At 52.6% G+C, this 22,983-nt stretch carries 20 protein-coding genes; 14 read left to right on the plus strand and 6 right to left on the minus strand.

Annotated features, from left to right (window positions below; genetic code table 11):
• The first annotated feature begins 134 nt into the window (after positions 1–134).
• From murQ to yfhb, 3 genes are read left to right on the plus strand one after another with little or no spacing between them, the layout of a single operon-like run.
• Positions 135–1,028 carry an N-acetylmuramic acid 6-phosphate etherase gene (murQ, locus tag CWS43_RS03355; protein WP_101075792.1) on the plus strand — a complete coding sequence of 298 codons (894 nt, stop codon included), beginning with the start codon at positions 135–137 and terminating at the stop codon, positions 1,026–1,028.
• A gap of 27 nt (positions 1,029–1,055) precedes the next feature.
• Positions 1,056–2,417 (plus strand): PTS transporter subunit EIIC, encoded by a 1,362-nt coding sequence (locus tag CWS43_RS03360; protein WP_101075793.1) that lies wholly within the window; start codon positions 1,056–1,058, stop codon positions 2,415–2,417.
• Positions 2,418–2,421: 4 nt separating this feature from the next.
• Positions 2,422–3,060, plus strand: a complete 639-nt coding sequence (yfhb, locus tag CWS43_RS03365; protein ID WP_101075427.1) for a phosphatidylglycerophosphatase C — start codon at positions 2,422–2,424, stop codon at positions 3,058–3,060.
• A 72-nt stretch (positions 3,061–3,132) separates the two neighbouring features.
• Here yfhb and yiaY read toward each other — a convergent pair whose 3' ends face one another.
• On the minus strand, positions 3,133–4,284 hold the full coding sequence (yiaY, locus tag CWS43_RS03370) for an L-threonine dehydrogenase (protein ID WP_101075428.1): 1,152 nt from the start codon (positions 4,282–4,284) through the stop codon (positions 3,133–3,135).
• A gap of 333 nt (positions 4,285–4,617) precedes the next feature.
• On the opposite strand from yiaY, the gene tadA reads away from it, so the two are divergent.
• On the plus strand, positions 4,618–5,130 hold the full coding sequence (tadA, locus tag CWS43_RS03375; RefSeq protein WP_101075429.1) for a tRNA adenosine(34) deaminase TadA: 513 nt from the start codon (positions 4,618–4,620) through the stop codon (positions 5,128–5,130).
• A 22-nt stretch (positions 5,131–5,152) separates the two neighbouring features.
• On the opposite strand, the gene mltF is transcribed toward tadA, so the two are convergent.
• The gene (mltF, locus tag CWS43_RS03380; protein WP_101075430.1) at positions 5,153–6,613 is read right to left on the minus strand and encodes a membrane-bound lytic murein transglycosylase MltF; all 1,461 of its coding nucleotides are present in this window, start codon (positions 6,611–6,613) and stop codon (positions 5,153–5,155) included.
• A gap of 275 nt (positions 6,614–6,888) precedes the next feature.
• On the opposite strand from mltF, the gene purL reads away from it, so the two are divergent.
• The 5 genes from purL (at position 6,889) to CWS43_RS03405 (ending at position 15,072) form a co-directional block, all read left to right on the plus strand.
• Complete coding sequence (purL, locus tag CWS43_RS03385; protein WP_198555775.1) at positions 6,889–10,782, plus strand: phosphoribosylformylglycinamidine synthase; 3,894 nt, start codon at positions 6,889–6,891, stop codon at positions 10,780–10,782.
• Between the two features lie 278 nt (positions 10,783–11,060).
• A complete protein-coding gene (gene pagP, locus CWS43_RS03390) occupies positions 11,061–11,672 on the plus strand; it encodes a lipid IV(A) palmitoyltransferase PagP (RefSeq protein ID WP_101075432.1) in 612 nt (203 codons plus the stop codon).
• Between the two features lie 172 nt (positions 11,673–11,844).
• Positions 11,845–13,149 (plus strand): bifunctional glucose-1-phosphatase/inositol phosphatase, encoded by a 1,305-nt coding sequence (gene agp / locus CWS43_RS03395; protein ID WP_101075433.1) that lies wholly within the window; start codon positions 11,845–11,847, stop codon positions 13,147–13,149.
• A 102-nt stretch (positions 13,150–13,251) separates the two neighbouring features.
• Positions 13,252–14,259, plus strand: coding sequence for a fatty acid desaturase (locus CWS43_RS03400; RefSeq protein ID WP_101075434.1), 1,008 nt, complete (start codon positions 13,252–13,254; stop codon positions 14,257–14,259).
• 15 nt (positions 14,260–14,274) lie between these two features.
• Positions 14,275–15,072 carry a phosphate/phosphite/phosphonate ABC transporter substrate-binding protein gene (locus CWS43_RS03405; RefSeq protein WP_101075435.1) on the plus strand — a complete coding sequence of 266 codons (798 nt, stop codon included), beginning with the start codon at positions 14,275–14,277 and terminating at the stop codon, positions 15,070–15,072.
• A 50-nt stretch (positions 15,073–15,122) separates the two neighbouring features.
• Here the strand turns inward: CWS43_RS03405 and sseA are convergent, their stop codons facing one another.
• The 3 genes from sseA to CWS43_RS03420 form a co-directional block, all read right to left on the minus strand.
• Positions 15,123–15,968: a 3-mercaptopyruvate sulfurtransferase gene (sseA, locus tag CWS43_RS03410; RefSeq protein WP_101075436.1), complete on the minus strand. Its 846-nt coding sequence runs from the start codon at positions 15,966–15,968 to the stop codon at positions 15,123–15,125.
• Between the two features lie 34 nt (positions 15,969–16,002).
• Entirely contained in the window at positions 16,003–16,551 is a 549-nt protein-coding gene (locus CWS43_RS03415; protein ID WP_101075437.1) for a GNAT family N-acetyltransferase, read from the minus strand.
• 120 nt (positions 16,552–16,671) lie between these two features.
• Positions 16,672–17,463 carry a helix-turn-helix transcriptional regulator gene (locus tag CWS43_RS03420; RefSeq protein ID WP_101075438.1) on the minus strand — a complete coding sequence of 264 codons (792 nt, stop codon included), beginning with the start codon at positions 17,461–17,463 and terminating at the stop codon, positions 16,672–16,674.
• Between the two features lie 150 nt (positions 17,464–17,613).
• Here CWS43_RS03420 and CWS43_RS03425 point away from each other — a divergent pair, with 150 nt between their 5' ends.
• Positions 17,614–18,384 carry a class I SAM-dependent methyltransferase gene (locus CWS43_RS03425; RefSeq protein WP_101075439.1) on the plus strand — a complete coding sequence of 257 codons (771 nt, stop codon included), beginning with the start codon at positions 17,614–17,616 and terminating at the stop codon, positions 18,382–18,384.
• A 52-nt stretch (positions 18,385–18,436) separates the two neighbouring features.
• Here CWS43_RS03425 and CWS43_RS03430 read toward each other — a convergent pair whose 3' ends face one another.
• Positions 18,437–19,351, minus strand: coding sequence for a DUF808 domain-containing protein (locus tag CWS43_RS03430; RefSeq protein ID WP_101075440.1), 915 nt, complete (start codon positions 19,349–19,351; stop codon positions 18,437–18,439).
• Positions 19,352–19,740: 389 nt separating this feature from the next.
• Between CWS43_RS03430 and CWS43_RS03435 the strand changes: the two genes are divergently transcribed.
• The 4 genes from CWS43_RS03435 to CWS43_RS03450 all read left to right on the plus strand — a co-directional run bounded on the left by CWS43_RS03435 (position 19,741) and on the right by CWS43_RS03450 (position 22,968).
• Entirely contained in the window at positions 19,741–20,016 is a 276-nt protein-coding gene (locus tag CWS43_RS03435; RefSeq protein ID WP_101075441.1) for a DUF1471 domain-containing protein, read from the plus strand.
• 234 nt (positions 20,017–20,250) lie between these two features.
• Positions 20,251–20,829, plus strand: a complete 579-nt coding sequence (locus CWS43_RS03440; RefSeq protein ID WP_101075442.1) for a class I SAM-dependent methyltransferase — start codon at positions 20,251–20,253, stop codon at positions 20,827–20,829.
• Between the two features lie 274 nt (positions 20,830–21,103).
• Positions 21,104–21,628 (plus strand): shikimate kinase AroL, encoded by a 525-nt coding sequence (gene aroL / locus CWS43_RS03445; protein WP_101075443.1) that lies wholly within the window; start codon positions 21,104–21,106, stop codon positions 21,626–21,628.
• Between the two features lie 536 nt (positions 21,629–22,164).
• Entirely contained in the window at positions 22,165–22,968 is an 804-nt protein-coding gene (locus CWS43_RS03450) for an IclR family transcriptional regulator (RefSeq protein ID WP_101075444.1), read from the plus strand.
• Positions 22,969–22,983 lie beyond the last annotated feature (15 nt).

Raw genomic sequence — 22,983 nt, forward strand, 5'->3', positions numbered from 1 at the left:
CTGAATACTTACGTCACGTTTTGCGGATTATGTTATCTAAAATAGCAAATATTCCTCGCATTGATGAATAAAATATTCAAATATCATGCAATAAATTTGAATTAAAAATTCAGGAGAAAGTTATGACCCGTCTGATGAACTTAGGCGCACTGGTTTCAGAAAGCCGTAATCCGGACACAATGCATCTGGATGAGATGTCCACGCTGGAACTGGTGACCTGTTTTAATCAGCAAGATCGTATCGTCCCGGAAGCGATTGAGAAAGTTTTGCCGGAAATTGCGAAAGCCGTGGATAAAGCGACGGCATCATTTAACGCAGGTGGTCGCCTGATTTATCTTGGGGCCGGAACCAGTGGTCGTCTGGGGGTTCTGGATGCGTCGGAATGCCCGCCGACGTTTGGTGTCCCGCACGGTATGGTGATCGGGTTGATCGCTGGCGGCCCGGGTGCGTTGCTCAAGGCAGTCGAAGGCGCAGAAGACAGTGAAACGCTGGGCGTGAAAGATTTAAAAAATCTCAACCTGACGGACAAAGATACCGTCGTCGGGCTTGCTGCCAGCGGCCGCACGCCATACGTTATCGGCGCACTGCGCTACGCTACGGAACTGGGATGCGCGACGGTCGCGATTTCCTGCAACCCCGATTCCCCGATTGCCTGTGAGGCAAACATCGCAATTTCCCCGGTGGTAGGCCCTGAGGCATTGACCGGTTCCACCCGCCTCAAATCGGGTACTGCGCAGAAACTGGTACTGAATATGATTTCAACCGGCGCGATGGTTAAAACCGGAAAGGTTTATCAGAACCTGATGGTTGACGTGAAAGCGACCAACGTCAAACTGGTCGACCGTGCGTGCCGCATTGTGGTTGATGCCACTGGTGCAACGCGTGATGAGGCCGAGTTGGCACTGTCACAAACCGATTTTGAAGTGAAACCGGCAATCCTCATGCTGCTCGCGGGTATTGATGCGCCGCAAGCCAAAGCGCGGCTGGAAAAACATCACGGTTTTCTGCGCGCAGCTCTTGCGGAATAAAATCGGGAGAAAAGCATGGCGATGGCAATGGATAAAACCCACCTGCTGGCTTCGAAAATTCTGCAGGGTGTGGGGGGCGAAGGAAATATCAGTAAGCTGGAAAACTGCATGACCCGCGTACGTGTGGAAGTGCATGATGACGGGCGTCTGGATCTGACCAGCCTGAAAACACTGGAAGGTATTAAAGGCTATCTGAAACAGGGTGAGCAGCATCAGTTTATTGTCGGGCCTGGGGCGGCGGCCAAAGTCGTGGATGCCATGCGCGCATTGCTCAGCCCTGCGGGGGAGCCGGTTCAGAATGATATCGCCCGCAACAAAGCCACTGCGAAGGCAAAATACTCTGCGCCGATGAGCGGGGCGTTACGCAAACTGGCGGATGTGTTTATTCCGCTGATCCCTGCATTTATCGCCTCCGGGTTGATTATGGGCATTATTAACCTGCTCAAACGGCCTGATATCGCAGGTTCCATTGCGACTGATTACCCGAATGTACTCGGGTTGCTGGCGATTTTCGGTGGTGCGGTTTTTGCCATTATGAATATCCTGGTGGGCGTGAATGCTGCGCGCGTGTTCGGCGGTTCACAGGCGATGGGCGGCGTGATGGCCGGTATTCTTTCCAGCCCGGCGCTGGCGCAAATTACGCTGTTTGGTGAAACTTTGCAGCCGGGGCGCGGCGGGGTGATCGCGGTGCTTCTTGTGGTGGCGCTGATGTGCTGGCTTGAAAAGCGGCTGCGTAATTTACTGCCGGAATCGGTGGAGCTGATCCTGAATCCGCTGATGACCACGCTGATTACCGCAACGCTGGCGATCGTCATCTTGCAACCGCTTGGTGGCATTATTTCTGACGGCATCGCACATGGCGTCAATATTGCGATCGATAAGGGCGGATTGCTGGTCGGTGCGGTGCTGGCGGGCGCTTTCCTGCCGCTGGTATTATCGGGATTACATCAGGGGTTAGTGCCGATCCACGTAGAACTGATTCAGGCTCATGGTTCCAATCCGCTGCTGCCCATTTTAGCGATGGCGGGGGTCGGCCAGGTCGGTGCGGCGATTGCGGTATACATGAAAACCCGCAATAAACGGCTGAAAAAAGTGATTAAAGGCGCGTTGCCAGTGGGCATTCTCGGCATTGGCGAACCGCTGATATTTGGTGTGACCTTGCCGCTTGGGCGGCCTTTCATCGGCGCATGTCTTGGCGGAGCCGTCGGTGGTGCACTAATCTGCTACTGGAAAGTTGCCACGGTGATCACGTTTGGGATTTCCGGGCTGCCGCTGGCGCTGACTATTATTTCCGGCAAAGTGATGTTGTATCTGGCCGGTTTAGTCATTACGGTATTGGCTGGTTTTATTTTTACCTGGCTGATGGGGTTCAACGATCCCGAGGAGTAACGGATTGAGTACGAAGCCGGATCGACGGGTAGTTTTTTTTGATCTCGATGGCACGCTGCACCAGCAGGATATGTTTGGATCTTTCCTGCGTTTTCTGCTGAAAAAGATGCCACAAAACCTGATTCTGGTCGTACCGGTATTGCCGCTGGTGGCTATAGGGTTGTTTATCCACGGGCGCGCCGCGCGCTGGCCGATGAGCCTGCTGCTCTGGTCGATTACTTTTGGCCACGGTGAGGCACGTCTTAAAGCGCTGGAGCTGCAATTTGTCACCGCATTCCGCCAGAAAGTCGTAGCGTTTCCGGTTGTGCAGCGAAGATTGCGTGAATATCTCGACAGTGATGATACTGAAGTCTGGCTGATCACCGGTTCACCGGAAAACCTGGTGCAGCAGGTGTATAACACATCGCTGTTTTTGCCTCAGGTGCGACTGGTCGGTAGCCGTATTGCGCGTGGTAAAGGCGGCTGGCTCCTGCCTCTGCGCTGTCTGGGGGAAGAAAAAGTCGCTCAGCTCGAAAACAGGATCGGTTCTCCGCTGAAACTTTACAGCGGATACAGCGACAGCAAACAGGACAACCCGTTACTGTTCTTTTGTGAGCATCGTTTTCGCGTCAGTAAGCAGGGTGAGTTACAACAACTGGAATAATGGCTGCACAATATCAGACAAAAAACAGGCCGGTTACCCGGCCTGTACACATTGTGTTTTATGAAATCGCTATCAGAACGCGGCTTTGAAAATCCCGACCACATCCTCATGTGTCCCCTGAATCGGGTTAGTGAAGGCACAGGCATCTTTCAGTGCATTAGTGGCCAGCGTATTAAAATCTTCTTCTTTCACTTTCAAATCACGCAGCCCCGCAGGAATATCTACATCGCGCGCCAGCTGGCGAATGGCCGTAATACAGGCTTTCGCGCCTTGTTCGTCAGTCATGCCCTTAACATCAATATGCATGGCAGCCGCGACATCTTTCAAACGCGGGCTGGCGACACGGGCGTTGTACTCCTGAACAAATGGCAGTAATACGGCGTTGCAAACACCGTGTGGAAGGTTGTAGAAACCGCCTAACTGATGCGCCATCGCATGAACATAGCCAAGTGAAGCATTGTTGAACGCCATCCCTGCCAGGAACTGGGCATAAGCCATGTTCTCGCGGGCCTGCATGTTTTTGCCGTCATTGACCGCAGTACGTAACGAGTCGGTAATCATGGTGATGGCTTTCAGCGCGCAGGCATCGGTAATCGGGTTTGCTGCGCTGGAGACATAGGCTTCGATGGCATGAGTCAGCGCGTCCATCCCGGTTGCGGCTGTCAGGCCTTTCGGCATGCCAACCATCAGGTGTGGATCGTTTACAGACATCAGCGGAGTGACGTTTTTATCCACGATGGCCATTTTGATATGGCGTTCTTCATCGGTGATGATACAAAAACGGGTCATTTCTGATGCAGTACCGGCTGTCGTGTTAATGGAAACCAGTGGCAGTTGCGGTTTAGCAGAACGGTCAACGCCCTCGTAGTCCTTAATATCGCCCCCGTTGGTGGCGAGCAGGGCGATGCCTTTTGCGCAGTCATGGGGTGAACCCCCGCCGAGAGAAATGACGCAGTCACAGGTGTTTTGTTTCAGCATTTCCAGACCTTCGCGTACATTGCGGGTGGTCGGGTTAGGGTGAGTTCCGTGATAAACGCTGCTCTGAATGTCGTTGCGTGCCAGTAATTCCTGTACCTGTTTCACTACGCCGATATCGAATAACACTTTATCCGTAACGATGAGTGCATGGCGAAAGCCATGCTGTGCGATAGCCGTTGCCGCATCATTCAATGCGCCAGAACCAATAACGTTGACGGATGGGATAAAGAAAGTTGCAGTAGCCATAATCGTTTTCCTTGTTGTCAGTTCATCGTAGAGTCAAATAAACCTTAATATTGTTACCGGTAACATCAATTGATCTGGCGCAATGTTCCCCGGTTTTTATCGGGTAAATTTTTTTGATAATTACTATAAAAAATAAGGTTTTATTCTTTTTTATAGGTATTTCGTATAGTTAGCGCAATCCGGATTTTTTCATAAAAAATGCTATCTATTTACCTGCATGAACTGTTTGTCTGATAGCGATTATTGGCCGTGGGCGAGCATGCCTAAGAACGATATAATGTCTGTTGGTAAAAAATAACTGAGGTTGAAGTGGCAGACACAGAATTAGCAGTAATGAATGATGATGAACGCTGGATGCGATATGCCATGAACCTGGCGCTAAAAGCTCAGGATGAGGGCGAAGTGCCAGTGGGTGCGGTACTGGTTTTAGACAATCAGGTGATTGGCGAAGGCTGGAACCGTTCTATCGGACATCATGATCCGACGGCGCATGCGGAAATTATGGCATTGCGCGAGGGCGGAAACGCTGTGCAAAACTATCGTCTGCTTGAGGCGACTCTTTACGTTACGCTGGAGCCTTGTGTGATGTGTGCCGGGGCGATGATTCACGCCCGGATCCGCCGGATGGTTTACGGTGCGTCCGATGCAAAAACCGGGGCTGCCGGTTCACTGTTAGACGTGCTGCGTCATCCGGGGATGAACCATCAGGTGGAGATTGTCTCCGGCGTGCTGGCGCAAGAGTGCGCTGAGCAACTGAGTGCGTTTTTCCGTTTTCGCCGTAGTCAGAAAAAAGCGATCCGGCTGGCAGAGCGCGCCGCGCAAGCTGGTGATACTTCTGAAGAGTAAACCTGCACGGCGGTGAGCAATGCTACGGTGACAGAGCGTCCTTTGCATCAACGACCGGATATCCCTGACCCAACTGAGCCTGTAACGCCGCTTTCTGTGCCTGCTGCTTCTCTTTTTCCATGAGATAACCTACCAGGCTGAGCTGATAACGGCGGATGTTTTCCACATAGTTGTACGCCTGCGTACCACGTGCGTAGCCATAAGTGGTACGGCTGAAATAGCGCTTCTGATTCAGCATCGGCAGACGCTGTTTCACATCGGCCCAGCTGTCCGGGTTGCCTTTTTGCTGCGCCGTCAGCTTACGGGCGTCCAGCATATGGCCGTACCCCATGTTATAAGCCGCGAGCGCAAACCAGATCCGCTCGTCCTGCGGGATAGATTCCGGCATTTTGTCCATCAGATGCGATAGATATTGCGCGCCACCACGAATGCTCTGCTCAGCGTCCGTCCGGTCATCGACATTCAGGCCCCCCGCAGTGGCGCGGGTCAGCATCATCACGCCGCGTACGCCTGTCGGCGATTTTGCCTGCGGATCCCAGTGAGACTCCTGATAGGCGATAGCGGCCAGCAGTCGCCAGTCAATATTCTGCGCATATTTTTCGAACAATGGCTGTAAGTCGGGCAGCGTACTGTCGATGGCATTCAGGAAGGTGCGTGTATCGACATAATCAAAATCGCCAACGTGACCGAGGTATTTTTCTTCAAGCTTTTCAAGCGTGCCGTCTTCTGATATCTGGCTAAAGAAGTCCAGCATGGCGGCTGAAAGGCTGTCATCGTCAGGTTGTTTGCGATAATACCAGGTGACCGGTTCGTCTTCGGTAGCGTCAAACGCGACAGCGAGGCGGGGATAGACGCGCTGCATCAGCGCAATAGTGACTGAATCACCCAACGTATAATCGAGTTTGCCATTCTCGACCTGCTGTAACAGGTCACGTGGCGACATTTTATCCGTCGTGCTCCAGCTCAGATCGGGATATTTCTTTACGGCGGCTTCAAGCGTCTGGATATGCGCACTGCCGGCAGAAACCACCAGCGAACCTTTTACATCCGCAAAACTTTTCGGGCGCACGGCTCCCTGCCGGTAAACCAGTTGCTGAGAAACGGAATAGTATTCCGGCCCGGCACGGTAGTTTTTCAGGCGCGCATTGTTGTACACCAGCCCTGAAGCCAGCATATCGGTTTTATCATTGTCGAGATCGTCGAACATCGACTCGATGGTGGTGTGCTGATTCACAACCAGTTTCACGCCCAGGTAATCTGCGAAGCGTTTAGCCAGTTCGTAATCGAAGCCGAGATTGCCTTCCGGGGACTCCATAAAAGTCAGTGGAGAATTGAGCGTGCTTACGCGCAATTCTCCACGGGATTTTATTTGATCCAACTGATCGCCTTCGCCTCTGTGCCACGGGACGGCAGGCCATAAGGCCAGCGCCAGCAACAGGGCGGCAATCCCCATCAGAACATAATTAATTTTTAGTCGCGTCAAATAGTTATCTCGCTGCAGCGCTCTTGTTTTTTTACGGTATGCTGTGCAGTTTCTATGGTTATATCCCCAGTGCTGACGCATTTTGCTCAACAAAACGGCAGTCTGCAACTTTATTCATATTAACCATAAACTTTGAATGGTTATAAATGAATATCAATATTACCGACGCAAACGGTTTCGTATGCCGTCAGCTTTCTTTATAATAGCCCGCGTTTTCCCCCTGTTGCGCCCAATGAAGCACTGTGGTCAGTGTCTTCGAAGACGAGAGATCTGTGATTATGGAAATACTGCGTGGTTCGCCCGCTTTGTCGGCTTTTCGCATTAATAAATTATTATCCCGCTGTCAGGAAGCCCGCCTTCCGGTCAATGATATCTACGCCGAATATGTACACTTTGCCGATGTCAGCGCGCCGCTGAATTCGGACGAACAAACCAAGCTGCAACGCCTCCTGAAATACGGTCCTTCTCTCGCTGAACACGCGCCAACAGGTCGTTTACTGCTGGTTACCCCGCGCCCTGGCACCATCTCTCCGTGGTCTTCCAAGGCGACCGATATTGCACATAACTGCGGTTTGTCTCAGGTTCTTCGCCTTGAGCGCGGCCTGGCGTTTTATGTTCAGGCACCGGAACTGACTGACAAACAATGGGCGCAGCTGGCCGCATTGTTGCACGACCGCATGATGGAAACCGTTTTTGGCAAGTTCGAAGACGCCAGCGCGCTGTTCGCGCAGCAACAGCCTGCACCGGTTCAGCATGTCGATATTCTCGGCGAAGGCCGTATCGCACTGGAAACCGCCAATACCAAGCTGGGTCTGGCGCTGGCGCAGGACGAAATTGATTACCTGATGGAAGCCTTCACGTCGTTGGGGCGCAACCCGACTGACATCGAACTGTATATGTTCGCACAGGCAAACTCAGAGCATTGCCGTCATAAAATCTTTAACGCTGACTGGGTTATCGACGGCGAAACGCAGCCGAAATCCCTGTTTAAGATGATCAAAAACACCTTTGAACAGACGCCGGATTACGTGCTGTCCGCGTACAAAGATAACGCCGCCGTGATGGAAGGTTCGCAGGTTGGTCGTTTCTACGCCGATGCGAAAGACGGTCTGTACGATTTCCATCAGGAGCAGGCGCACATCCTGATGAAGGTTGAAACCCATAACCACCCGACGGCGATCTCTCCGTGGCCGGGCGCGGCGACAGGCTCCGGCGGCGAAATCCGTGACGAAGGCGCAACAGGTCGCGGTGCAAAACCGAAAGCCGGTCTGGTCGGTTTCTCCGTTTCTAACCTGCGTATTCCGGGCTTCGAACAGCCGTGGGAAGAAGATTTCGGTAAGCCGGATCGTATCGTTACCGCGCTGGATATTATGACTGACGGCCCGCTGGGCGGCGCAGCCTTCAACAACGAATTTGGTCGTCCGGCGCTGCTGGGCTACTTCCGTACTTACGAAGAAAACGTCAACAGCCACAACGGCCCTGAGCTGCGTGGTTATCACAAACCGATCATGCTGGCGGGCGGTATCGGCAACATCCGTGCTGATCACGTGCAGAAAGGTGAAATCACCGTTGGCGCGAAACTGATTGTGCTCGGCGGCCCGGCGATGAATATCGGTCTGGGCGGTGGTGCAGCTTCTTCAATGGCCTCTGGCCAGTCTGATGCGGATCTGGATTTTGCTTCCGTACAGCGCGACAACCCGGAAATGGAACGCCGTTGCCAGGAAGTGATCGACCGCTGCTGGCAGCTCGGTGAAGCCAACCCGATCCTGTTTATCCATGACGTCGGCGCAGGCGGTTTATCCAACGCCATGCCGGAACTGGTCAGCGACGGCAACCGTGGCGGCCGCTTCCAGCTGCGTGACATCCTGAACGACGAACCGGGCATGAGCCCGCTGGAAGTCTGGTGTAACGAATCGCAGGAACGTTACGTGATGGCGGTTGCACCGGCTCAGCTTGAGCAGTTCGACGCTATCTGTAAACGTGAGCGCGCGCCTTATGCGGTGATCGGTGAAGCCACAGAAGAAATGCATTTGTCTCTGGAAGACAGCCATTTCGACAACCAGCCGATTGATATGCCGCTGGACGTGCTGCTGGGTAAAACCCCGAAAATGACCCGTGACGTCACCACGCTGAAAGCGAAGGGTGATGACCTCAACGGTGAAAATATTCAGATTGCCGAAGCGGTAAACCGCGTTCTGCATCTGCCGGCTGTGGCGGAGAAAACCTTCCTGATCACCATCGGCGACCGCACCGTGACCGGTATGGTTGCGCGTGACCAGATGGTCGGTCCGTGGCAGATCCCGGTGGCTGACTGTGCGGTGACTACCGCCAGCCTTGACAGCTATCACGGCGAAGCGATGTCTCTGGGCGAACGTGCGCCAATCGCCTTGCTGGACTTTGCCGCCTCCGGCCGTATGGCCGTTGGCGAAGCGCTGACTAACCTTGCCTCGGTCGAAATCGGCAGCCTGAAACGCGTTAAGCTTTCTGCTAACTGGATGTCTGCGGCCGGTCACCCGGGCGAAGATGCCGGTTTATACGCAGCGGTGAAAGCGGTGGGTGAAGAGCTTTGTCCGGCGCTGGGTATCACCATTCCGGTGGGCAAAGACTCCATGTCGATGAAAACCCGCTGGCAGGAAGGCAACGAACAACGCGAGATGACTTCACCGTTGTCTCTGGTGATCACCGCATTTGCCCGCGTCGAAGACGTGCGTCATACCGTCACGCCGCAGCTGCGTACCGATAAAGGCGACACCGCGCTGTTGCTGGTGGATCTGGGTGCCGGCCACAACGCGCTGGGCGCGACGGCGCTTGCACAGGTTTATCGCCAGCTCGGCAACACCCCTGCGGATGTGCGCAGTGCCGAACAGCTCGGTGGTTTCTTCAACGCCATGCAGGCGCTGGTTTCTGAACAGAAACTGCTGGCCTACCATGACCGTTCTGATGGTGGTTTGCTGGTTACATTGGCTGAAATGGCCTTTGCCGGTCACTGCGGCCTGACGGCGGATATCGCGGCGCTGGGCAACGATGCGCTGGCGGCGCTGTTTAACGAAGAACTGGGTGCGGTGATCCAGGTTCGCGCTTCTGACCGTGAAGCCGTTGAGCATACGCTGGCACAGTTTGGTCTGGCAAATTGCACGCATTATCTCGGCACGGCTGAAACCGGTGACCGGTTCATCATCACGCAGGGCGATAAGCCGGTGTACAGCGAAAGCCGCACCACGTTGCGCACCTGGTGGGCAGAAACCACCTGGCAGATGCAGCGCCTGCGGGATAACCCGGAATGTGCCGATCAGGAACATCAGGCCAAAACCAATGATCTCGATCCGGGCCTGAACGTGAAACTGAACTTTGCGCCGGACGAAGATGTGGCTGCGCCTTACATTGCTAAAGGTGCGCGTCCGAAAGTGGCCGTGCTGCGTGAGCAGGGCGTGAACTCCCACGTTGAAATGGCGGCCGCTTTCCATCGCGCCGGTTTCGATGCGGTTGACGTCCATATGAGCGATTTGCTGGCCGGTCGCCGTGATTTGCAGGACTTCCACACGCTGGTCGCATGCGGCGGTTTCTCATACGGTGACGTGCTGGGCGCGGGCGAAGGCTGGGCGAAGTCTGTCCTGTTCAACGACCGCGTGCGTGAAGAGTTCGCTGAATTCTTCCACCGCCCGCAAACGCTGGCGCTGGGTGTGTGTAACGGTTGCCAGATGATGTCGAACCTGAAAGAGCTGATCCCGGGCGCAGAACACTGGCCGCGCTTTGTGCGTAACCTGTCTGACCGCTTTGAAGCGCGTTTCAGCCTGGTTGAAGTGACCGCCAGCCCGTCGATGTTCATGCAGGGCATGGCCGGTTCACGTATGCCAATCGCCGTTTCCCACGGTGAAGGCCATGTGGAAGTGCGCGATGCGGCGCATCTGGCGCAGATCGAACACAGCAATCTGGTGGCGCTACGTTTTGTCGACAACAATGGTCAGGCGACAGAAAACTATCCGGCCAACCCGAACGGCTCACCTAACGGTATCACCGCTGTCACTAACCTCTCAGGCCGCGTCACCGTCATGATGCCGCACCCTGAACGTGTATTCCGCACCGTCAGCAACTCATGGCATCCGGAAGAATGGGGCGAAGACAGCCCGTGGATGCGCATGTTCCGTAATGCGCGCAAGCAGCTTGGCTGATAGCTGATTTCTGCACTGTTGCAGATTCAGAAGTCACATGAGATCAAAATCCGCAGAGCGCGAGCCTGCGGATTTTTTATGCGTTACTATTATTCCTTACGCTTTTTTAACGAAACTGGGCAGGCATATTGGTAGGATTACTCCCATAATAAAATCATGAATTACTGATATTTCATATAATTAAAAAATTATGAACGACCTGTTCCCATATCGTTTAATTTTTTCCCTTTAGCAGTTGGTTATAATCACGGTATTACGTCAGGGAGCTATTTAAAAAGATGTCTTATAAGAAATTAATCAGGGGTTTAAGTCTCACCGTTTCTCTCGCATTTTGTACGCCAGTTTTTGCTGTCAACAACGGTACTCATCCTGTGAGTGATCCTGACGCGCCTCAAAAAGAATCTATCATTCCCGGCTTGTGGTCAGATTTTAAAGATAAGGTTTCCACTACCTGGAATGATTCAGATTCTCAGGACTTGTATTTGCCCGTTATTACCTGGCATAACAGGTTGACCTACGATAAAGAGAAAACCGACAGATATAACGAGCGCCCGTGGGGTGGTGGTTACGGTATTTCCCGTTATGATGAGAAAGGCAACTGGAACGGCATTTATTTTATGGCGTTTAAAGACTCGCATAATAAATGGGAGCCGATCGGCGGCTATGGCTGGGAGAAAATATGGACACCTGCGCAGGATAAAGATTTCCGTTTAGGTCTGGGGTACACCGCCGCGGTGACTGCGCGTGATGACTATAAGTATATTCCTATTCCGATTGTTTTACCGCTGGCCTCCATCGGCTATAACAAGCTGACTTTCCAGGCCACGTATATTCCGGGAACCTACAATAACGGGAATGTGTTCTTTGCCTGGTTGCGATATCAGTTCTGACAGACGTTATTGTTACACTTTTGTGACAGTCAGGCCGAGGTTGTGAGCATGATCTCCCTCTTTTCCTGAATATTCACCTATGCTGAAAATTCACCGCAATTATCAATCTGTTGAACACGGAATGAGTGCGGTGTTTTTCTATTTCAGGGAATATTCATAAAGAGGATCACTTGTGAAAACAACATCATCGCGCTGTCTCGCCTTAACCGCGCTTGCCTGCTTATTACCACTCTCTCTGCCCGCCGCTCAGGCAGCACAATCCGATAATCTGGAACTGCAACAGGTGCTGGTGCTCAGCCGCCACGGTATCCGTGCGCCATTGGTGAATTATGGTGACGTGCTGGCGGAATCCACCACGCATACGTGGCCGGTCTGGAAAACCGAAGGGGGATTACTGACCCCGAAAGGCGGCCAGATTTCCGAACACATGGGGCATTACCTTCGTGCATGGCTGGCGAAAGATAAGCTTCTGCCTGCTGCGGGCTGCCCGGAAACCCAGCAGGTTTTCGCCTATGCCAACAGCCTGCCGCGTACGATTGATACCGCGAAACATATCACCACCGGTGCGTTTCCCGGCTGTGATGTGCCGGTGATTAACCGTGTAGAGATCGGCAAGATGGATCCGGTTTTTAACCCGATCATTACCGCTGAAGTGAATGACAGCTTCAAAACCAGTGCGCTGAACTCCATCAGCCAGCATGCAGGCGAGGGCGGCCTGACGGGGCTGAACCAGCGCCTGAAGCCAAATTACGCATTGCTCGAAAATATTCTCGATTACAAAAACAGCAAAATCTGCAAAGAGAAACAGCAATGTGATCTGGCATCTCAGCCTTCGGACGTGGTACTGACGCAGGGTAAAGAACCGGGCATTACCGGCCCGCTGCGTATGGCAACCGGTGCGGCGGATGCTTTCATGCTGCAATATTACGAAGGTTTTCCGTTAAAAGACGTGGCGTGGGGAAAAATCAGCACCGAAGATCAGTGGACAAAACTGGAAGCCATCAAAAATTTGTATCACGAAACGCTGTTTGGCTCCCCGGCCATTGCTGCCAATGCGGCGAAACCTTTGCTGACGTTCATCTCCGGCGCGCTTGATCCGAAACAGGCTTCGACGGCGGATGAGAAAGCCGCACAGCAGGCAAAACTGGCTCTGCTGGTCGGGCATGATTCGAATATTGCTTCATTGCTTGCAGCACTGAAAACGCAGGATTACCAGCTTCCGGGGCAATTTGAACGGACGCCCATCAGCGGCACCGTGGTTTTCCAGCGCTGGCATGACAAGAACGCGGGTAAAGATCTGATGAAGATCGAATATGTATACCCGACGGCGCATCAGATCCGCAACAACATAGCCCTGAGCCTGAAAAATCCTCCACAGCGCGTCACGCTGCAAATCGAAGGCTGTAAAGTAGACAAGCAGGGCTTTTGCCCGATGGAGCAGTTTACTCAGGCCGTACATAAAGACTTGCAGGGCTGACCAGCCTTAGCCGCTAACTGGCAATAGATAGTGTTTTAAGTTAGTTAGCGGCAGCAAATCGTCATCCGATAATGTGCCGAAGTTTTCCTACTCCGGCACATTATGGCGTCCTCTTCTTTCTATCTTAGCCCGCAGCAACGGGGCGATATTAAAGCGCGTTCCCGCAGCCTGTGGTGGCGGCTGGAAATACCGACGTGGTGCCTGGTTTTCGCCATTTACGGCGGCTGGTTTTCCGTGGTGTTCTTCTGGAGAAGCCTCGGTCCGTGGCTCGGCACGCCTTTGCTTATCTGGTTTACCGCCTGGTATATGTCGCTGCAGCATGAGCTTATTCACGGTCATCCCACACGTAAAGCCTGGCTGAACCAGCTGCTTGGCACTTTGCCGCTGGCGGTCTGGTACCCCTACGGACTTTACCGCGACACGCATTTGCAGCATCACAAGAATGAACATCTGACGATCCCCGGTGACGATCCCGAAGCTTATTATTTCAGCCGCAGAAGCTGGGAAAGCCTCACGCCCGCGATGATAGCGGTGGTTCATTTGCGTAATACCTTGCCTGGCCGGATGATGCTCGGTCCGCTGCTGGATATTTTCAGCACGCTGGCCGGCGCGCTGATGGCTGTTTTTCGCGGTGAATGGCGTGCCGTCGCGATGTGGCTGATTCATGGATTTTTGCTGGCGCTGTTAATGTTCTGGATGGCGCGGCGGGGTTTGTCTCCTGGCTGGTTTGTGCTGGCAATCAGCTACCCGGCGCTGAGCCTGACAAAAGTGCGCTCGTTCTATGAACATCGCGCCGGGCATGCGCCCGAAGCTCGCTCCACGCTTAATGAAGCCGGATTTGTCTGGCGCCTGCTGTTCCTTAACCTGAATTATCATCTGGTACATCACGATTTGCCGGGTGTACCGTGGTTTGCGCTGAGGCAGGTGTATTTTGCCGACCGGGAGACGTATATCCGGCGCAGCGAAGGGTTCGTGGTAAAAGGCTACCGTGAGTGGTTCCGGCAACATACGCGATCGCCTGTTGCGGTGGAAATGCATCCGTTCGCTGCGGGAGCGCCGGCAGCAGAAAACGGCCACAGCGACTATGATTATCAGCAGGACACCCCCTGACGGAGTTGCCAGATCATGCTGATGTCTTTACCGATGTACGCGATTTCTCCACCGGACGTAGAAATTTTTGCCGTAACCTTGCTGGGCAAGCTGAAGCGGCTGGGCATGACGCCGCTGCCGGTTTCACTGAGCTGGCCGACAGATTTACTGGCGCACTGGCAGGATAAAGACCTGTTGCTGAGCCAGACCTGCGGATTCCCGCTGGTGGAGAGTCTGCCGCAGGTGCAACTGGTCGGCGCATTCAGTTACCGCGCACCCGGTTGTGAGGGTTTCCGTTATCGCAGCTTTTTGCTGGCGCGTGAAGAGCACAGCGGCCTGCATCTGACCAGCTTTCGCCACCGCAGGCTGGCTTTCAACAGCACTGATTCTCAGTCTGGTTATAACAGCCTGCGTGCGCTGGTTGCGCCACTGGCCGTAAACGGAAAATTCTTCTCCGAAGCGCTGGCGACCGGCAGCCATCTCGAATCACTTCTGTACGTGCAGCATCATAAAGCCGATATTGCGGCGATTGACTGTGTGACCTTAGAGCTTCTGCGCCGGGTTGCGCCTGAACGGATCAGCGGGCTGGCCGTGGTAGGGCAAACCGCCGCCGTACCGGGGCTTCCGTTGATCACGTCCGCACAAACGTCTCCTGAACATCTGGCGATGCTGAGACACGCATTGCATGAAGTTTCCCGCGAAGCAGTGAGCAAACCGCTGCTGATTGAATCGTTTACCGAGGTTCCGCGACCGGCGTATGAGGTGATCCGGCAGATGAAAAAGATTGCGGAGGAGTTTGGCGTGCGTGAACTGATGCCGGAATCTGTCAGCTAATAGAAACCGGGCATCAGCGCCCGGTTTTGTGTGTCATGTGTAGTCAGGAATCAGTGCGTTTCTATCGGAAAATCTTCGTTCACGTCGCCCCATTCTGCCCATGAACCGTCATACAGCAGCACATCTTTGACCCCTAATGAGTCCAGACCGAACGCCAGTGCTGCGGCCGTCACGCCAGAACCACAGCTGGTGATCACCGGTTTATTCAAGTTTACGCCCAGACGCTCAAACGTATTTTTCAGTTCTTCCGGCGCTTTCATGTGTCCGTTTTGCGTCAGTTCGGTAAACGGCACGCTGAGGCTTTCAGGAATATGCCCGCCGTGCAGCCCCGGACGCGGTTCCGGCGCTTCGGCTTTAAAGCGTGCGAGCGAGCGGGCATCGATAATCTGCACTTTCCCGATGGCATCTTTCACCTGTTGCGCGTTGGCGACGACCGGACGCACCAGTCTGGCGTTAAATGTCGATGGCACGCGGGTGTGTTCGCCGCTCTGAGTGGGTTTGCCTTCCGCAATCCAGGCATTCAGGCCGCCATCGAGCACGCGCACGCTTTTTGCGCCGAAACTTGTCAGCATCCACCAGATTCGCGGGGCCGAGAACAAATCCCCCTCATCGTAAAGCACGATAGTTTGCGTATCCGCTATGCCAAGCCGGCTCATTGACGCCGAGAATGCTTCCGCCGTCGGCATCATGTGCGGCAGGCCCGTTGTGCAATCCGAAATACTGTCGACTTCAACATAAATCGCGCCGGGAATGTGCGCTTCAAGATATTGACCATGGAAATCGACAGGGGGGGTTATGCCGGGTTTTGATTTACGGCAATCGATAATGACCACGTCCGGTGAGTTCAGATTCTTCGCCAGCCAGTCGGTAGAAACGGTATGGGTAGAGAAAGTCATGTTCTGTTGCCTTATCTTTTTTGTGAAGCCAGACTCAGAGATCGCCGGGGATGAGAGAATACATCCAGGCATCGCGCGGCTGGCCATGATAATAAAGCCGGTTGCGGTGCAAACCTTCAGACGTCGCGCCCGCTTTTTCAGCGACACGACGGCTGCGGTCATTGCCATCCATTGCGACAATTTCCAGCCGCGTCAGTTCGAGTTCTGTGAACGCGAAGCGCGCCGTGGCTCTGACCGCCAGCGTAGCCAGGCCACGGCCGGTATATCCGGTGCGGATCCAGTAGCCGAGATTGGCAAACTTATATTCCGGGTTGATCCGGTTGATGCCCACCGAGCCAATCAGATAACCACTGGCACGTTCAAACAGGCAGAAATTGAATTCTACCCCGCGATGACGTTTTTGTTCGCTGTCGGCCAGATATTTATGGCTGTCTTCCAGCAAATATTTATCGGTACACCAGCTTTCCCAGGCGCCAATTTCTTTTACGGACGCCTTAACCGCAGCGAGGTGAATAATCGCCTCAAGCTCGGTGGCGACGCGAATTTCGATTTCTTCATCCTGATATATCTGGCGCGACATCATGGGGATTATCCTGTTGCAGAGGAAACCAATAAAATCAGCCTCACATATTCAGCAGTTGTATGTCAATTGGTGAGAATATCCATTATGTGAGAAAAAACAGCGGGCTGTCTGTCGTTCTTTTCATCCCTCAGGCACCAGTATCACCAGTTTGCATTCCGCATAGCCCGCCGGGAAGAATGTCTGCTGGCGGTAACTGATCTTTCCCTGCAACGGATGATTGAAGCACCGTTCACCCCCTTCACGAGCCAGAACTTCCTGCTGCGTCCACCATTGATTGAACTCCGTACTGCGTTCGCGCAGGCTGATGACCGACTGCCGGACGGCTTCTGAATGTGCGTAATGGCTGGTTTCGGCGCGAAATTCGGCCACCACACGTTTAGCCCGTTCGGCCCAGTTGGTGACCAGCTGGCGCGCCAGCGGATGCAAAAACATAAAATTCAGGAGATTCGGCGCTTCATCGACGCCCAGCCAGCCGCTGAACAGGGCCTGAGCCTGCGGGTTCCACGCCAGCACATTCCAGCAACTGTCGAGCAAATACCCCGGACAGGTCAGCTGATTTACGCAAGCCGTCAGGTTGATGTCAGGGGCGCCGGAAGCCGGTAATGCCTGCGGATCTTTCACTGACGCTAAACTGAATAAGTATTCCCGGGCTGCAGGTTCCATACGCAGGGATTTTGCCAGGCTGTCGAGCGTAGTGGCGGAGATAGAAACGTCACGCCCCTGTTCAATCCATGTATACCACGTTGCACTGATGCCGCTGATTTGTGCCAGCTCTTCGCGCCGCAGCCCGCTGGTTCTGCGGCGCGAAGATCCGGGCAATCCGACCATCTCCGGTGTCACCCGTTCGCGCTGAGCGCGTAAAAAGGTGCCCAGTGCTTTCGGGCCGGTAAGTGACTCTGCGTTATCAATCATGCTTTTCTCTTAAACAGGGAGTAACTGATACCAGTATAAATGCTCATATTGTACCCGTATATAACAATGCCTATAGTGAATTTGAGGTCATTTGAAAGTCGCGTTCTTTTCAAAGAAAGCGCTAAAAAAATAAGACAAACAGGAGCAATGATGAACATGAAAAATACTCACAGCCAGGCAGTCGATAAGCAGTTTGGATCACAGGCACAAAATTACCTGACAAGCGCCGTTCACTCGCAGGGCGCTGATTTACAACGTCTGGCCGTTTTACTGGCGCCATTCCCTGATGCGCAGGTCATTGATTTGGGCTGTGGCGCAGGGCACGCCAGTTTTGTTGCCGCGCGCGCCGTAAAAAATGTGATTGCCTATGATTTGTCCGCGCAAATGTTGGACGTGGTGTCGCAGGCCGCGAAAGATAAGCAGCTGGAAAATATCACCACTCAGCAGGGCGTGGCAGAATCGCTGCCGTTCGCCAGCGCGAGTGCAGATATCATCATCAGCCGGTATTCCGCGCACCACTGGCACGATGTCGGGCAGGCGCTGCGTGAAGTGGCGCGTGTGCTGAAACCGGGCGGCAAATTTATCATGATGGACGTGGTGTCGCCGGGGCATCCGCTGCTGGATATCTATCTGCAAACGGTTGAGGTTTTGCGCGATACCTCGCACGTCCGCAACTATTCTCCAGGCGAATGGCTGGAAATGGCGTCCGGTGCCGGCCTGGTTGCCGGCGAAGTCACCACCGACCGCCTGCCGCTGGAATTCACCAGCTGGATCGCCCGCATGCGCACGCCGGAGCATTTCTCCGTTGCCATCCGCGAGCTGCAAAAAGTGATGTCAGATGACGTGGTCCGCCACTTTGAGATCCAGCCCGACGGTTCGTTTACCAGCGACATTATGATGCTGGTGGCTTCTAAGGGGTAAAGTGCCTGAAAGAGGTTTCGCCCTCCTGCGAAGGGGAGGGCGAGAATTATGCTTATTTCTTCCCGAACATCTTCTTTCCAAGCATCACCAGCGCCAGAACGGCTGCGCCGACGATAAGGCCGACTACTAAATCTGTTGCGCCGGTAATCAGCGTGTTGATCCAGCTTTCGTGGCCGTGGGTCAGCGGTTCAATCAGGCTGTGCATAAACGGCAAACCGTGGCTGATAATACTGCCACCCACCAGGAACATCGCGATTGTGCCCACGACAGAAAGCGTTTTCATCAGCAGCGGTGCGGCGTTCACGATGACGCGGCCAAACGCGCGTACGCCATTCATCACGCTGCTTTCGCCTGACAGTTTGCTGAGATACAAACCCGCGTCGTCAATTTTGACAATCGCGCCGACCAGCCCGTAAACACCGATAGTCATCGCAACTGCAATCAACACCATTACGGTGACCTGATTAATAAAAGGTGCGGAGGACACAATGCCCAGTGAGATGACGATGATTTCAGCCGACAGAATGAAGTCAGTACGGACGGCGCCTTTGATCTTTTCTTTTTCCTGCTTTTTGGCGTCAGCGTCGTTTCTTATTTCTGCTGCCGGTTTGACTTCTTCATGAGGTTCGCCGGGCATGAATTTATGCGCGATTTTTTCGAAACCCTCATAACAAAGGTAGGCACCGCCAATCATCAGCAGTGGCGTTATTGCCCAGGGGATGAAAGCGCTGATCAGTAACGCCAGCGGAACCAAAATAGCTTTATTGAGCATTGAACCTTTGGCGACCGCCCAGACGATCGGTAATTCGCGATCGGCTTTAACACCGGTAACCTGTTGCGCGTTCAGCGCCAGATCGTCGCCCAGGACGCTGGCTGTTTTTTTTGCAGCGACTTTACTCATTGCTGCCACATCGTCAAGAATCGATGCGATATCATCGATTAGCGCCAGAAGGCTGCCACCCGCCATAAATACTCCCTTTTATCATGATGCAAAGATTCACCGCACACGCGGTGATCCGAACTCTGTTGCTCTGACATTGCAGGTGATCACAGCAACAGAAAATTCATACAAAATAATCATAACAGTGATTGCATACTGGCGTCGATTTGTGCGAATGTTGTCCGGGTTATAAATAACTTTGAAAACTCTCCATACTTTCTCCATTAAATATCTCGGTTTTTCCAACGGTTATCGCTCCGGAAATATTCATTTTCATTCTCTCCTTTTTTTTACCACAAAGGTTGAATTTCTTTACGTTGCATTACGTCTCCTTTCATTGCTTCGCTGATAATTAACTCAACGGATGACATCCGCTCCCATTAATTAACGAAACTCACGAAAGAAAGGTGCGAATTATGAAACTCTTACCTGCAATTACAGCCGTTGCTATTACTGTCGCTTCATTCTCAGCTCTCGCAGCCACGCCTATTTCAGAAATGCAGGCGCAAAGCGGTAACTATCAGTCACTGGGTATGGTTTCTGTCAGTGCGCCCAATACCATTCCGGGCAGTATGCGTGACGAGCTGAACCAGGTTGCCAGCGATAAAGGCGCGACCCATTACCGTGTGGTGGGTGTGGCAACGCCGGGTGATTCCAGCCTGAACCGTGCGAACGTTGAGCTGTATAAATAAAGCCCGTATATTTCAGTAGTGCGGTTTTATGAAGCATTAATATCTGTTTGAGAAGGCCAATATCACCTGATATTGGCCTTTTTGTTACCCATCTTTTTTATAATCTACTCTTTTGAGAATTCTCTCATGTGATTTCATTTTAATTAATCTTTCTGGCGGTTATTTCTTTTATTAATCATTTCTTAAGAATTTTTTGTTTTAATCAGGGTCTATATCCCCAGGAGGATTTTTTATATGTTGAATGCCGCAAAAATGACAATTAAGAACACAGGTCTTTCGATCCAGAATCAATTTTTTTATCTGCAGAATTTTATTACTTCACCCCGGACGATGGGAACATTGATGCCTTCATCATCCTGGCTATGTCACACGATGCTCAGCCAGATTGACTGGACCACATCGCTGGATATCGCTGAGCTGGGGGCCGCTGACGGTGTGCTGACCCGCCGCATTCTGGAGCGTATGCGTGCTGATGCAAAACTTGAAGCGTTTGAAATACAGCCAGCGTTTGTCCGCAAGCTTAATCAGATGGACGATCGCCGTTTGCAAGTGATGGCTCACTCTGCTGAGCATATGGGCTCGCATTATGACGTTGTGTTTTCCTGCCTGCCGCTGTTGTCTATGCCCGTGCGCACCAGCATCCGGATTTTGCAAAAAACGCAGCAACAGCTGAAGGAAAAAGACGGTGTACTGATATTGTTCCAGTACAGCCAAATGTCTGAGAAATTGCTGTCCCGCTATTTCACCTGGAAAAAGATCCGTGTGGTGAAAAACTTTCCACCTGCGCTGGTGTATATTTGTAAACCTCGCTGATACAGTTACTTAGGAGTGATGGCTCCCAAAGCTTACTGCAGGCCATTGCGTAGCAAGGATTTTTCAGTATGATGCCCTGAAGGGCGTAAATAAAACGCTACAGAAGCTTCACCGGCAGGTGACAAAATCTGCCAGTGAGGCTTTTTTGTTGTACTATTTCGCGAGTACGTCTTAAGGCAGTTCAACACGCAGCTTTTGACATTCATACTCCATATTGAGGATGGATTTTCATCAGGTGGGCAACGGGGCTCACGGGAAATAAAGGATAGCGGTAATGACACAACCCATTTTCATGGTAGGCGCGCGCGGCGCGGGTAAAACGACAGTTGGCAGCGTTCTGGCTAAGGCTCTGGGCTATAAATTTGTCGATACCGATCTGCATCTGCTGCGTACCTCAGGCCTTAGCGTGGCTGATATTGTTGACCGCGAAGGCTGGGCAGGATTTCGCCTTCGTGAAGCCGAAACGCTCAAAGCAATCTGCTCGCCGCTGACGGTCATTGCGACCGGCGGTGGCGTGGTGCTGTCGGCAGAAAATCGCGATTTTATGCGTGAGGCGGGCACCGTTATCTATCTGCGCTCACCGGCATCTACGCTGGCAAACCGCCTGGAAGATGCTCCGCAGGAAGACCAGCGTCCGACGCTGACCGGCAAGCCAATCACTGAAGAAATGAGGGAAGTGCTGAACGAACGCGAAGCGCTTTATCAGCAGGCCGCTCATCATGTTGTGGACGGAACGCAGGATCCGGCGCTGGTGGTGAATTCTATTCTGGATGCGCTGGCGTTGCCGCTGGCACGTTAAATCTCCCGATATCATTCAATAACGAGCCCCTGCGGCTCGTTTTTTTATGCCTGAATTTCCCGGGCGGCAGAGGCGCTGTAAACAAATCGGGCCATTTTCAGTCACAGGGAACACGAGTGCTTAAGTATTGTACTGGTGTATGTCCGGGCGTAAAATAATAACTCAGGTGATTACTTTAACTCTTGTAACGGAATCAATGATGAAACCCCTGATGTCGTTCTTTAACCAGCATGCAAAAGTGATGCCTGCTGTCTGGTCAGTCACTATCATTCTCGTCGAAGCCTCTATTGCCCTCTATATTTTGCGTAATATTTAATCAAAATATTCTGCTGAGTTTTACGTTCGTCACCTCATTAATACTCGGCATTTATCCCTCCTGTATTGCCATTAAATGGTTTTAGGAATTTCTTTAAGCATATTCATTTATCTGTAGCCTTTCGTGTGAAAAATAAACGACTTGACGCTGACTCGTATCAGCTTTAGTTTTTATTTAACTTAACAGGAACCCTGTTCCATATACCGGAACTCCCTCCTTTATGACCACATTAGAAAATGCGGCTGCGGTGCTGAAGTTATTTTCAAAGCAGGGGATCAGTCAGGGACATCCCGGCTTGTCTTTCAGTGATGTAGTCGAAAATTTAAAATTGCCGAAAAGCACCGTTTCTCGTTTGCTGATGACGATGGAAACGGAAGGCTTGCTGGAGCGTGATCCGGACAGCCGTTTATATCGGGTCGGAAAGTTATTACTGGCTGTTTCCAGCCATTATTTATCGGCTCCGCTGGTCGATTCTGCTTCACCGTATATGGCGCAACTGAGCCAGCTAACCCAATGCACCGGGTATATTTCAATGCTGGAAGGGCGGGACATTATGGTTATGCGGATGTTTCCCGGCAGAACTTATCTGCAAGTTGTCACGCCAGCGGGCAGTTTATTACCCGCGCACGAAACCGCGATTGGCCGTGCGATTCTGGCGCGCTATACCGATGATGAAGTGCTGGAGCGATTTAGCGGACAATATCAGGTTAATTCTGTTAATGCCCCGGCAAACATGGAAAGGCTTTTAGCCCGGCTGGCTGATGTCCGGTGTACCGGTTTGTCATTTGCGAATAATGAAACGTTGCAGGGGATCAGTTCTTTAGCCACCAGCATTTTTAATAAACATCGTAATGAGACCGTCGGGCTCTGTTTGTCTTTCCCTTCGCCTGCGCAGGGAAAAGAAATTCCGGAAGGGATAAAAGAAGGACTGATTGCAGTAACCCGGCAAATTGCCGGGAAATTGGGTGATGAATATTGGCGTTTATCAAAACCGGCAATGAGCCGGAAAGGTAATGACCAGTAACGGACCCGGATAATT

This window comes from Rahnella sp. AA, assembly GCF_002834385.1.
In the GTDB taxonomy this organism is placed as follows: Bacteria; Pseudomonadota; Gammaproteobacteria; order Enterobacterales; family Enterobacteriaceae; genus Rahnella.

Bases quoted from the DNA above. Each gene is read 5' to 3' on its own strand.
- murQ (WP_101075792.1), top strand. From the start codon at position 135: ATGAACTTAGGCGCACTGGTTTCAGAAAGCCGTAATCCGGACACAATG.
- CWS43_RS03360 (WP_101075793.1), top strand. From the start codon at position 1,056: ATGGATAAAACCCACCTGCTGGCTTCGAAAATTCTGCAGGGTGTGGGG.
- yiaY (WP_101075428.1), bottom strand. From the start codon at position 4,284: ATGGCTACTGCAACTTTCTTTATCCCATCCGTCAACGTTATTGGTTCT.
- tadA (WP_101075429.1), top strand. From the start codon at position 4,618: ATGAATGATGATGAACGCTGGATGCGATATGCCATGAACCTGGCGCTA.
- pagP (WP_101075432.1), top strand. From the start codon at position 11,061: ATGTCTTATAAGAAATTAATCAGGGGTTTAAGTCTCACCGTTTCTCTC.
- CWS43_RS03400 (WP_101075434.1), top strand. From the start codon at position 13,252: ATGGCGTCCTCTTCTTTCTATCTTAGCCCGCAGCAACGGGGCGATATT.
- CWS43_RS03405 (WP_101075435.1), top strand. From the start codon at position 14,275: ATGCTGATGTCTTTACCGATGTACGCGATTTCTCCACCGGACGTAGAA.
- sseA (WP_101075436.1), bottom strand. From the start codon at position 15,968: ATGACTTTCTCTACCCATACCGTTTCTACCGACTGGCTGGCGAAGAAT.
- CWS43_RS03415 (WP_101075437.1), bottom strand. From the start codon at position 16,551: ATGATGTCGCGCCAGATATATCAGGATGAAGAAATCGAAATTCGCGTC.
- CWS43_RS03420 (WP_101075438.1), bottom strand. From the start codon at position 17,463: ATGATTGATAACGCAGAGTCACTTACCGGCCCGAAAGCACTGGGCACC.
- CWS43_RS03425 (WP_101075439.1), top strand. From the start codon at position 17,614: ATGAACATGAAAAATACTCACAGCCAGGCAGTCGATAAGCAGTTTGGA.
- CWS43_RS03430 (WP_101075440.1), bottom strand. From the start codon at position 19,351: ATGGCGGGTGGCAGCCTTCTGGCGCTAATCGATGATATCGCATCGATT.
- CWS43_RS03435 (WP_101075441.1), top strand. From the start codon at position 19,741: ATGAAACTCTTACCTGCAATTACAGCCGTTGCTATTACTGTCGCTTCA.
- CWS43_RS03440 (WP_101075442.1), top strand. From the start codon at position 20,251: ATGTTGAATGCCGCAAAAATGACAATTAAGAACACAGGTCTTTCGATC.
- aroL (WP_101075443.1), top strand. From the start codon at position 21,104: ATGACACAACCCATTTTCATGGTAGGCGCGCGCGGCGCGGGTAAAACG.
- CWS43_RS03450 (WP_101075444.1), top strand. From the start codon at position 22,165: ATGACCACATTAGAAAATGCGGCTGCGGTGCTGAAGTTATTTTCAAAG.